The sequence below is a fragment of the Sphaerobacter sp. genome (genome assembly GCF_019683595.1).
Lineage (GTDB): Bacteria > Chloroflexota > Chloroflexia > Thermomicrobiales > Thermomicrobiaceae > Sphaerobacter.
In genome coordinates this window covers 1-11,466 of sequence record NZ_JADGHZ010000116.1, presented here as the reverse complement: position 1 = coordinate 11,466, position 11,466 = coordinate 1, and the positions used below count along the sequence as shown (strand labels likewise).

General features: G+C 67.9%; 9 protein-coding genes. 5 read left to right on the top strand and 4 right to left on the bottom strand.

The window, feature by feature from the left end:
* Positions 1 to 329 precede the first annotated feature (329 nt).
* On the top strand, positions 330 to 899 hold the full coding sequence (locus tag IRZ30_RS12020) for a cysteine dioxygenase family protein (protein WP_294085430.1): 570 nt from the start codon (positions 330 to 332) through the stop codon (positions 897 to 899).
* A gap of 314 nt (positions 900 to 1,213) precedes the next feature.
* On the opposite strand, the gene IRZ30_RS12015 is transcribed toward IRZ30_RS12020, so the two are convergent.
* On the bottom strand, positions 1,214 to 2,212 hold the full coding sequence (locus IRZ30_RS12015) for a homoserine dehydrogenase (RefSeq protein ID WP_294085429.1): 999 nt from the start codon (positions 2,210 to 2,212) through the stop codon (positions 1,214 to 1,216).
* Positions 2,213 to 2,567: 355 nt separating this feature from the next.
* On the opposite strand from IRZ30_RS12015, the gene asd reads away from it, so the two are divergent.
* The 4 genes from asd (at position 2,568) to IRZ30_RS11995 (ending at position 7,079) form a co-directional block, all read left to right on the top strand.
* On the top strand, positions 2,568 to 3,623 hold the full coding sequence (gene asd / locus IRZ30_RS12010) for an aspartate-semialdehyde dehydrogenase (RefSeq protein ID WP_294085426.1): 1,056 nt from the start codon (positions 2,568 to 2,570) through the stop codon (positions 3,621 to 3,623).
* A 268-nt stretch (positions 3,624 to 3,891) separates the two neighbouring features.
* Positions 3,892 to 4,947 (top strand): lysylphosphatidylglycerol synthase transmembrane domain-containing protein, encoded by a 1,056-nt coding sequence (locus IRZ30_RS12005; protein ID WP_294085425.1) that lies wholly within the window; start codon positions 3,892 to 3,894, stop codon positions 4,945 to 4,947.
* Positions 4,948 to 5,113: 166 nt separating this feature from the next.
* Complete coding sequence (locus IRZ30_RS12000; protein WP_294085424.1) at positions 5,114 to 6,427, top strand: sensor histidine kinase; 1,314 nt, start codon at positions 5,114 to 5,116, stop codon at positions 6,425 to 6,427.
* Between the two features lie 16 nt (positions 6,428 to 6,443).
* Entirely contained in the window at positions 6,444 to 7,079 is a 636-nt protein-coding gene (locus tag IRZ30_RS11995) for a response regulator transcription factor (protein ID WP_294085423.1), read from the top strand.
* A gap of 109 nt (positions 7,080 to 7,188) precedes the next feature.
* Here IRZ30_RS11995 and pnp read toward each other — a convergent pair whose 3' ends face one another.
* From pnp to ilvC, 3 genes are all read right to left on the bottom strand, one after another.
* Positions 7,189 to 9,546 carry a polyribonucleotide nucleotidyltransferase gene (pnp, locus tag IRZ30_RS11990; RefSeq protein ID WP_294085422.1) on the bottom strand — a complete coding sequence of 786 codons (2,358 nt, stop codon included), beginning with the start codon at positions 9,544 to 9,546 and terminating at the stop codon, positions 7,189 to 7,191.
* A 356-nt stretch (positions 9,547 to 9,902) separates the two neighbouring features.
* Positions 9,903 to 10,172 (bottom strand): 30S ribosomal protein S15, encoded by a 270-nt coding sequence (gene rpsO, locus IRZ30_RS11985; RefSeq protein WP_012872036.1) that lies wholly within the window; start codon positions 10,170 to 10,172, stop codon positions 9,903 to 9,905.
* 189 nt (positions 10,173 to 10,361) lie between these two features.
* On the bottom strand, positions 10,362 to 11,381 hold the full coding sequence (ilvC, locus tag IRZ30_RS11980) for a ketol-acid reductoisomerase (protein ID WP_294085418.1): 1,020 nt from the start codon (positions 11,379 to 11,381) through the stop codon (positions 10,362 to 10,364).
* Positions 11,382 to 11,466 lie beyond the last annotated feature (85 nt).

The following is an 11,466-nucleotide window of genomic DNA, read 5'->3' as shown; positions in this document are numbered from 1 at the left end:
GTGCTGTCCCCAGCCGGGTAGACGCACCCCCACTCGACGCCAGTCCGATCTGGGGATAGTCTAGGTTCGACGGCCAGCAGGTCGGCGACTTGATCACGTCGGCGCCACGGGAAGGTTCGTTCTCATCCCCGTGTGCGGGCTGGTGCTGCACCGGGGCACAGGAACGGAACGTCCGATCCGGACGCACCCGCCGTCGGCGCCGACACATCGGTACGGCGCCGTGGACGTGTTGCCATTCCTGTCGGCAGCAGGACGACGCCGCTACGAGCGGTCGCGCGTGAGGCAGGCGCACAGTCCGAGACGCCGCCACACCGGAAGGAGGAGCTCTCATGGAGGCGACGAAGGCTTACTCGGTCGATCAGTTCGTCGAAGACGCGCGGGCCATCATGAGCAGCGCGGCCGACGACCGGCAGGCGATCGTCGAGCAATTGATCCCGCTGGTCGAGCGGGTGGTGTGGAACGACGCGCTCATGGACCCGGCCCGACGCACCGAGACGCCCGGCGACCGCCCGCGCTACATCCACTACCAGGATCCCGACGGCACGCTCCAGATCTACGTGGTGGAGTTCGCCCCCGGGATGCCGACGCCGGTCCATGACCACGTCACCTGGGGGGTGATCGGGGTCTGCGGCGGCGCGCAGCGGACGACCCGCTACCGGCGCGTCGACGACGGGAGCGATCCGGAGCACGCGACGCTGGAGTTGATCGACGAAAACGTACTCGAGCGCGGCGCGGTCTATCCCCTACTCCCCCCGGACGACATCCACCGCATCGAAACGGTCGGCCCGGAACCGAGCTACTCGCTCCACGTGCTGGGCACCGACCTGCGGCGCCAGCACCGCCACATCTTCGATGTTGAAACCGGGAAGGTTACGGCCGTCGAAGGGCGCGGGATGTAAGCGGAACCCGCGCACCACGAGCACACGCGGCGGCGTCGCGCCGCTAACTGGGAAACCGTCGGGGCGGACCGGCAAGGCACGCGAGCGCGGATCGTTGCCGCCGCCTTCGGGTCCGCCCCTCTCGCCAGTCGTAGATTGCCGGTGACCCGTAGCGTGGTCCGCCTGTGCCCCCAACGACGCTCAATTGCTGTCATCCTTCACTGCGCAGCCCGGCGCTCCGCGCAGGCCGGCTCCTCTCACGGTGACAGCGACCGGGCAACGGGTGCAGCGGGCTAATTCATCAAACGCCGCCGCGCGCCGTCGAAGGCACCGCCCTAGGAGCCCAAGACCACGTTCGCGGCGGCGCCGACGCGCGCCGCCTCAACCACGTCGGAGAGGATCGCGCTGGCCGTCGGCAGTGGTCCGGCACCCTGCCCGCTCAGGACCACAGGGCCGACGCGATCTCCCGTCAGCTCGATGGCGTTGAAGTTGGCGGAGACGTGGGCCAGAAGGTTGTCCCCCGGCACGAACGTGGGTGCGACCTGGAGGCGGACGTCGTCACCGTCCCGCTCCGCGCTCGCGATCAACTTGATGGCTCCCCCGCGCTCGCGCGCCGCCGCGACCTCTTCGGCCGTGACGCCGGTGATGCCGGTGCGGTCCACCTCGTCCGGGCTGACATGCCGCCCGAGCATGAGCGACGCCAGGATCGCGAGCTTGTACGCCGCGTCGTATCCCTCGACATCCGCGGTCGGGTCCGGCTCGGCATAGCCCAGCCGCTGAGCCTCGGCCAGCGCGGCGTCATAGGCAGTCCCGTGCTCCGCCATCTGGCTCAGGATGAAGTTGGTCGTGCCGTTCACGATGCCGCGCACGCGCGTGATCCGGTTCGCGGCCAGAATCTGCCGGTACGACACCAGCAGCGGGATGCCGCCTCCGACGCTCGCCTCGAAGAGGAGCGCACGCTCCGCCTCCTTGGCCGCCGCGGTGAGTTCACCGAAATGCTTCGCCAGGGCCTCCTTGTTGGCCGTCACCACGTGCTTCCCCGCGCGCAGGCAACGCAGCATGAAGTCGGCGGCGGGCTGTTCTCCTCCCAGGACCTCGACCACCACATCCACGCCGTCGTCGCTGAGGATGGTAGCCAGGTCGGTGGCGATCGTGTCCGGCGGCAGGTCTGCCCGCGCCGCACGGTCGCGCGAGCGCTCCAGCACCGCCTGCACCACCAGGCGCAGCCCGTAGCGCTCCGCGATCAGATCTCCCTGCTCCCTGATCGCCCGGGCCACCGCCGAACCGATCGTGCCCAGTCCCAGGATCGCCACGCCGAACTGTCTGTCGTTCATCCTCGCCTCCATCGCTGTTCCGATCGCTGCCCTGCCCGCGCCTTGACGGCGCAACCGATCCCTGCTATCGTCTGCGCAGCGTCCCCCAGAGGGTACGCGTCAGGCTTGAGGACGGCAAGGCCGTTCCAGGAGAGCACGGAACCGATGGTTTCGCTGCGCGCGATCATCACCATTATTGACGGCATGACTATTACGCCCGCCGGTGCACAGGCGGGTGCGGTGACCTGATCGCGCCAACACAACGCCTGTGAGGGACCGGCAGAGGTAAGCACCTCTGCCGTTTTTGTTTGCGCCGTACCGCCGCCGCGGGCGGCGCCGAGCCGGCGGGTTACGCCGCGGAAAGGGTCGTGAGGGTATGGGTGAGCGGATCGATGTCGCCGTACTTGGTGCGACGGGGAGCGTCGGCCAGCGCTTCGTGCAACTGCTCGATGGTCACCCCTGGTTCCGGGTGGCCGAGTTGGTCGGCAGCGAGCGCTCGGCTGGGCAGCGCTACGGGGACGTCTGCGACTGGCGCCTGAGCGACGCACCGCCACGGGAGGCGGCCGAGATGCGGGTGCAGCACTACGAGGAGCCGGTGCGCAGCTCGGTCGTCTTCTCGGCGCTGCCGGGAGGCATCGCCGGCGAGGTCGAGGCGAGCCTCGCCGCCGAGGGGAAGCGCGTCTTCACCAACGCGCGCGACCATCGCATGGATCCGGATGTCCCGCTGATGATCCCTGAGGTCAATGCGGATCACGTCGCGGCAATCCAGGCACAGCGCGAGCGGCGCGGCTGGAAGGACGGTTTCATCGTCACCAACCCCAACTGCTCGACGATCCATCTGGTCCTGGCGCTCAAGCCGCTGTGGGACGCCTTCGGTATCGAGCAGGCAATGGTCACCACCCTGCAGGCCGCCTCGGGCGCGGGTTACCCCGGCGTCCCGTCGATGGACCTGATCGACAACGTGGTCCCCTTCATCGGCGGCGAGGAAGAGAAGATCGAGACCGAGACCAAGAAGCTCCTTGGCAGATACGGGCCGGACGGCTTCCGCTACGCGGACCTCGCGATTAGCGCGACTTGCACGCGCGTCCCAGTGCGCGACGGCCACACCGAAGCGGTGTCGCTCAAGCTCGGGCGGAAGGCATCGGTCGAGGAGGTGATCGAGGTCCTGTCCAGCTATCGCGGCCGGCCGCAGGAGCTTGGCCTGCCCTCGGCGCCCGAGCGGCCGATCGTCGTCCGAACCGAGAACGACCGGCCGCAGCCGATCCTGGACCGCAACGTCGAGCGCGGGATGGCATCGGTCGTCGGCCGTGTCCGCCCGTGCAACGTGTTCGACATCCGCTTCGTCGTGCTCGGGCACAACACCATCCGCGGCGCCGCCGGGGCGTCGATCCTCAACGCGGAACTACTGCGCGTTGAAGGTTACCTCGACTAAGTGGCGAAGCGCGGTCAGAGCGGGTGCATGCTCGCCCAATTCTCGAAACGGGCGGGTATGCACCCCCGCGCCAAACCGAAATCCCAATATCGTGCGGCGACGGCGCCCACCGCGTCCGTCGCGCGCCCGCCCCTCCTCGCCGCAGGCGGTCCTTGTGCAGTACCATCAGTCCGGCCCTCCGCGTCCGACGTGGCCGGCAACCTGCGGAAGGCAGCCGCCGGGGAGTCGCATCCATCGGCGGCCGGCAGCGAGGGAGAGTACACGGCACATGGCGCGCACGCCGCACCTGGCGAGGTCCCGCACTGGCGAGGAACGATCACCGCTCGACCGACTGAAGCGCCGCTTCGTCTACGGGCTCGTCTTCGGAATCCTCGTCGTCGCCGCCGTCACGCTCCTGGGTGACGGCCCGGCGCTGATGCGGACGATGCGAACGTTTGACTGGTGGGTCGTGCCACCGATCATCCTGCTCACGCTCATGAACTACGCCCTGCGCTTCGCCAAGTGGCACCTCTACCTCCAGTGGCTTGAGATCGGCCGCCTGCAACTGCGCACGAGCCTGGGCATCTTCCTCGCCGGACTCTCCATGGCGATTACACCGGGGAAGCTCGGGGAATTCCTAAAGTCGTACCTGCTGCGACGCGCCACAGCCACGCCGATCGCGGTGTCGGCCCCCATCGTGGTGGCCGAACGGGTCACCGACGGCATCGCGATGCTGGGACTCGCCTCCCTGGGACTCGTGTCGGTCCGGAACGGTTGGCAAGTCCTGGCGGTCCTGGCGGTGCTCGCCCTGGCGGGCATCCTGATACTTCAGAGCCGGTCGCTCATGTTCCGTATCTTCACCCGGCTGGAGCACGTGCCGCTCATCTACCGCCGCATGAAAGCGCTCCACGTGCTTTACGAGAACACCTATCTCCTCTTCCGCCCCGGCAAGCTGAGCATCGCGGTGGGAATCGGAATGGTCTCCTGGTTCGGCGAGTGCGCGGCTTTCTTCTTAATTTTGGTCGGGCTGGGCTTCGACCCGACGCTGAAGCTGCTCATCATCAGCACCTTCATCATGGCCACCGCGTCGCTCCTGGGCGCGGTGTCCATGCTCCCCGGCGGACTCGGCGCGGCCGAGGCGGGTGTGGCGGGCCTGCTCCTGCTGATCATCCGAGACCCGCGCATGACCTCGGACCTCGCCGCGGCTGCGACATTGCTCGTCCGGTTTGCGACGCTCTGGCTCGGCGTGCTGGTCGGCACGGGCGCGTTGCTCGTCATCGAGCGTCACCTGGCGCGCCTGGAGTCGTCCAGTCCGACCGCGGATGCCGCGCAGACGGCGAGCTGAACGGCTGCGTGCTCCCTGACCCGCATCCACCTCTCGGTGGATATCCGCCCGTCCACCCGGTCGATGCGCCTGCAGTTACGTCAGGTATGCTATGGAGAGCGCGCCGGGAAACCGGTCACCGCTATGTGCCACGAATCCACGGCCCACGCCGGAGGGAGGCGGTTCCATGCATCTAGGACTTGCCCAGGCCAGACAAGCCCTGGTCCGGTGGAACCGGCGGCGATCGCGGCCCCAATCGCAAGACGTGCTGGAGCGCTGGGAGCGGGTCTGGCACGGCGTCTTCTACGGGTCGCTCGGCCTCGGACTGATCCTCGCCCTGCTCGACGGACCCGGCCTCGGCCGCAGCGCCCTCCTCGTCACCCTTACCGGTGCACTTGCGGCCTGGTACACCGCGATGATCGTGCTCCAGCCGTGCGGTGAGATGAGCCGGGGGCGCATCGCCTTTTTCTTCTTCGGCGAGGCGGTGCTGCTCGGCACGCTCGCCTGGCTCGACGCCTCGTTCCTGGTGATGTCGTTCGCCATCTTCGTCCAGCTCTTCGCCTTCATCCCCCCGACCTGGGCCACTGCCGGCGTGATCACCATCACGCTGATCCTGTTCACCCGCGACGCCGCGCAAGACGGCCAGTTCTTGTGGGAGAACGAGGGCGCGCTGCTGGGCGCCATCTTCTCCGTCATCTTTACGATCATCTCAATCTTTTTCTTTGCCGCCATCACCCGCCAGAGCCAGGAGCGGAAGCGCCTGATCGACGAGTTGATGGCCACACGCGCCGCGCTGGCCGAGCAGGAACGCCAGGCGGGGATCGTTGAGGAGCGGCAGCGCCTGGCCCGTGAGATTCACGACACGCTGGCGCAGGGGTTCACGAGCATCGTGATGCACCTGGAGGCCGCCGAGCCGCATATCCCCGCCGAGGCAGCCGCCCTCCGCCGCCACATCGAGCAGGCACGCGCGACGGCCCGCGAGAGCCTGAACGACGCCCGGCGCCTGGTCTGGGCGCTGCGACCGGTACAACTGGAGCAAGGCGGCTCGCTGGCCGACGCGCTCGCCCGCGTCGCCCGGCGCTGGTCCGAGGACACCGGCATCGCCGCACACATTACGGTGGACGGCACCCCGGTCCCGCTTCCGACCGATGTCGAGGTAACCCTGTTCCGCATTACCCAGGAGGCGCTGGCCAACGTGCGCAAGCATGCGCGGGCCAGCCGCGTAGACATCACGCTCTCCTACCTCGGCGACGAGATTCTGCTCGACGTGCAAGATGACGGCGTGGGCTTCGACCGCCTCACGGTGTCCGACGCCTCGGGCTCCGTCGACGGCGGCTTCGGCTTGACCGGAATGCGGGAGCGCCTACGTATGCTGGGCGGATCTTTGATGATCGAGAGCGCGCCGGGCGAAGGCACCAGCATTACGGTCGCGCTTCCCGTAACCACGTGCACGGAGCCCGTCACCGAGCGGGCGGACGCGTTGGTGCCGAGCCGTGCGTGAGGTGGAGCGCGGAGCGATGCAGCCGATCCGCTTGATCATCGCGGACGACCACCCGGTCGTCCGCACCGGGATAATCGGGATGCTGGCGGAGCACGAGGAGTTCACCGTCCTCGCCGAAGCCTCCACCGGCGCCGAGGCCGTCGAGCTCGCGCGCCGCTTGCGGCCCGACGTCGTGCTGATGGATCTGCGTATGCCGGAGCTGGACGGTGCGGATGCCGTGGCACTGATCCGCGCGGAGATGCCGGACGTCCACGTCCTGGTCTTGACCACGTACGACAGCGACGAAGACATCCTCCACGCGGTCGAAGCCGGCGCAACTGGCTACCTGTTAAAGGACACCACGCGCGAAGATCTCTTCCGCGCCATCCGAGCCGCGGCTGCGGGCCAGTCGCTCCTCGCCCCATCCGTCGCGGCCCGTCTCATGGCACGCCTGAACCAGCCCCGGCAGGAGCCGCTCACCCCGCGTGAGATCGACGTCCTGCGACTTGTCGCCCAGGGTGCCTCGAATAAGGAGATCGCCGCACACCTCTCCATCAGCCAGGCGACCGTCAAGTCACACCTGATCCACATCTTCAACAAGCTGGACGTCGACGACCGCACCGCCGCCGTCACCGTCGCCCTCGAGCGCGGCATCATCCGCCTGGAGCGGTAGCGCCGCGTATCTCCGCGCCGCATGTTACCGTCCTCATACCAGGCGCCAACACAACGAGCGGGCGTTGCCGCCCGCTCGTGCGTGGTCGAGTTATGTTGCGTCGCCGGTGCTACCGGTTCGGGCCGCGCCCGGGCAGGGTACGGCTGTCACGCGGGCGACGCATCAGCGGCTGCCCGCCCTCGTCCGGGCGGGGTCGCGGGCGCTGATCGCGCGCCTCCGGCTGCCGGTTGCGCTGGTCGCGGTCACCGCCGCCACGCCGGTCCCGGTCACCACCGCGCGGGCCGCGCCCACCGCGGTCGTCCGGACGGCGACCGCCGCGCCCGCCACCGGCCGCAGCCGGCTCGCGCTGGTCCGGACCCTCACTGGTCAGCAGCGCCTTGCGCGACAGGTTGATCTTGCCGTCGGGCCGAATCCCGGTGACGACGACGTTCAGCTCCTGGCCGACCTGGACCACATCCTCGACCGAGTTGACGCGATAGGGCTCAAGCTCGGAGATGTGGAGGAAGCCATCCTTCCCCGGCAGGATCTCGACGAAGCAGCCGGACGGGATGATCGTCTTCACCCGGCCGAAGAAGATGTCGCCGACCTCGGGCACCTTCGTCATGCGCTCGATCGTGTCGACCGCCTTGCGGGCGCTCTCCTCGTTGACCGCGCTGATGAAGACGGTGCCGTCGTCCTCGATGTCGATCTTGGCGCCGGTCGCCTCCTGGATCCCGCGGATCACCTTGCCGCCCGGGCCGATGACCTCGCCGATCTGGTCCGGCCGGATCTGGATGCGGTAGATCCGCGGCGCGTACGGGGACATCTCCGGCCGCGGCTGCGCGATCACCGCGTTCATCTTGTCGAGGATGAAGAGCCGGCCGCGACGTGCCTGCTCCAGCGCCTCGCGCATGATCTCCGGCGTGATGCCCATCACCTTGATATCCATCTGGATACCGGTGATGCCTTCCGCCGTACCGGCGACCTTGAAGTCCATGTCGCCGAGCGCGTCCTCGATGCCCTGGATGTCGGTCAGGATCTGGTAGCGGCCCGTCTCCGGGTCGGTGATCAGGCCCATCGCCACACCGGCGACTGGCGCCTTGATCGGCACCCCGGCATCCATCAGCGCCAGCGAGCTTCCGCAGACGCTGGCCATCGAGGTCGAGCCGTTCGAGCTCATGATCTCCGACACGACGCGCATCGTGTACGGGAATTCGTCCTCATCGGGCAGCACCGCCAGGAGCGAGCGCTCCGCCAGCGCACCGTGCCCGATGTCCCGGCGGCTCGGCCCGCGCAGCCGCCGCACCTCGCCGACGCTGAACGGCGGGAAGTTGTAGTGGTGCAGGTAGCGCTTCGACTCCTCGATCCCGAGGCCGTCGAGGAGCTGCTCCTCGGAGGTCGTACCCAGCGTGACGACGGTCAGCGCCTGGGTTTGGCCGCGGGTGAAGATCGCCGAACCGTGGGCGCGCGGCAGCACACCCGTCTCGATCCAGATCTCCCGGATTTCGTCGGGCCGGCGACCGTCGGGGCGCTCGCCGCGCTCGAGGATCGTCCGCCGCACCAGGCCCTTGACCAGCCCGTCGAAGATGTCCGACACCTCGCGGGCGCTCGCCACGGGCTCCTCGCCCTCGGGGGCCTCGGTGAAGTGCGCGATCACGTCCTGCCTGAGCTCGTCCGTGGCCGCGACGCGCTGCTCCTTGTCGGGGTTGAACACCGCCGAGACCAGCCGGTCGCCGATGTACTCCTCGATCTGCTGCTTGAGCTCGGTGTTCTCCTCCGGCGGGGTAAACTCCCACTTCTCCTTGCCGGCCACCTCGCGCAGCTCGTGCTGCATGGCAACGATGCGCTTGATCTCGTCGTGAGCCAGCAGCACGGCGTCGAGGAATCGTTCCTCGGAGATCCCGTCGGCCTCGCCCTCGACCATCATCACGGCGTCGGCGGTCCCCGCCACGACCATGTCGAGCTTGCTGTCGATCAACTGATGCTCGGTCGGGTTGACGACCAGCTCGCCGTCGATGTCGCCGATGCGGACGGCACCCACCGGGCCGGCCCACGGGATCGGTGAGAGCATCAGCGCGGCCGACGCGCCGATGATCGACAGGATGTCCGGGTCGTTCTCCTGGTCGGCCGAGAGGACGGTGGTGATCACCTGCACCTCGGCCTTGTAGCCCTTGGGGAAGAGCGGCCGGATCGGGCGGTCGGTCAGGCGAGCCGCCAGGATCGCGGCCTCCGTCGGCCGCCCCTCACGCTTGATGAAGCCGCCAGGGATCTTCCCCGCGGCATACATCTTCTCTTCGTAGTCGACAGTCAGCGGGAAGAAGTCGAGGCCCTCCCGCGGCTCCCGCTCCCCGACCACGGTGGTCAGGACCAATGTGTCGCCGTAGCGAACCGTCACGGCGCCGTGCGCCAGGCCCGCCAGACGGCCGGTTTCGATCGTCAGGCGCCGGCCTGCGACCTCGATCGTGCGCTCATGTATGAGTGGTGGCATGGTGTGTAACTCCCACATCCTCGCGACCGCTCTGGTCGCGGTTGAAACGGAACCATCGGTGTCTCGTCGCGGACGTGGGAGGTGTTAGGGACTGGCGTTCGGCGACGAACCAGCCTCGATTCCTCGCCGGGCTCCAATACCTAACGCCTCGCACGCGCCCACTGGCGAGACACCGCGAGATCAGTACCTACACCTCCCCTCGCCCCGTCGCCTGCACCCCGCACCAGGGCGTTGGGGAAATAGCGAAGCCCAGGGACATGACCCCTGGGCTCGTCCACAAGCTAACGGGGAACCGGCGGCGATCCGCCGATCGTGTCTGTTCGCCGGTAGTCAGGTACGAGGGAGCAACCACGAACCTAACGGCGCAATCCAAGCCGCTCGATCGTCGCGCGATAACGCTCAACGTCCTTCTCGCTCAGGTATGCCAGCAGCCGGCGCCGCCGACCGACCAGCTTCAGCAGGCCCCGCCGCGAATGATTGTCGTGCGGATGCGCCCGCAGGTGCTCGACCAGCCCATTGATCCGCTCGGTCAGGAGCGCGATCTGGACCTCCGGCGAGCCGGTGTCGGTCTCATGCACCTGGAAGTTCTTGACGATCTCGTCCTTCTGCGCCTTGTACAACGCCATTCGAGCGGCGCCTCCCTCTGTTCTCCGCGCGAACGTCACGCATGATCCAACGGCCAGTATACCACGAGCCATACCGGCAAGCCAACAGCCTGCGCTGCCGCGCTTGCGCAATGCGCACACCATGCAACACCGTACGAGTCCCGGAGCTTCCCGGGAACCCGCACGGCTGCACGGTGCCGCCCGTCGCCGTTAGGAACTGCTCTGGGTCGGGATCTCCCGCCGCTTGAGCCACGGCATCATCGCCCGCAACTGGTCGCCGACCTGCTCGATCTGGTGGCTCTGCGCGGCCTCCCGCATCTTCATGAACTCCTGCCGGCCGGTGTCGTTCTCGCGCATCCAGCGCTCAGCGAAGCGCCCTGTCTGGATGTCCTGCAGGATCTGGTGCATCGACTCGCGCACCCGGTCGTCGATGATCTTGGGGCCGCTGACGTAGTCGCCGTACTCGGCGGTGTCGCTGACCGAGTAGCGCATGTACTTGATGCCGCCCTGGTACATCAGGTCGACGATCAGCTTCAACTCATGGAGCACCTCGAAGTACGCCAGCTCCGGCTGATAGCCGGCCTCGACCAGCGTCTCGAACCCTGCCTGAACCAGCGCCGAGATGCCGCCGCAGAGGACCGCCTGCTCCCCGAAGAGGTCGGTCTCGGTCTCCTCCTTAAAGGTCGTCTCCAGCACGCCGGCGCGGGTGCAGCCCAGCCCCTTGGCGTAGGCCAGGGCAACCTGCTTGGCCTGCCCGCTCGCATCCTGGTGCACGGCAAGGAGCGCCGGGATGCCGATGCCCTCCTGGTAGGTGTCGCGCAGGATGTGGCCCGGGCCCTTCGGCGCGATCATCGAGACATCGACATCGGCGGGCGGCGTGATGCGGCCGAAGTGGATGTTGAACCCGTGGGCGAACATCAACGTCTTGCCCGGACGCAGCTCCGGCGCCACGCTCTCGTCGTAGACGGTCTTCTGCGTGTGGTCCGGCATCAACATCATGATGATATCGGCTTGCCGCGCCGCGTCGCGGACAGTCGCGACCTCCAGGCCGTCGGCCTTGACCCGATCCCAGCTCTTGCTGCCCTCGTACAGCCCGACGATCACGTCGCACCCGCTGTCGCGCAGGTTCTGGGCATGAGCGTGCCCCTGGCTGCCATAGCCCATCACCGCGATCTTCTTCCCCTTCAGCAGGGAGAGATCCGCGTCCTGCTCGTAGTAGACAACCGCCACTGCCTCTACTCTCCTCTCGGCCGGTAGCCGTTGTGCGCCTTACCGAATCTCCCCCTCTCCCACAAGGGGAGAGGGGGTTGGGGGG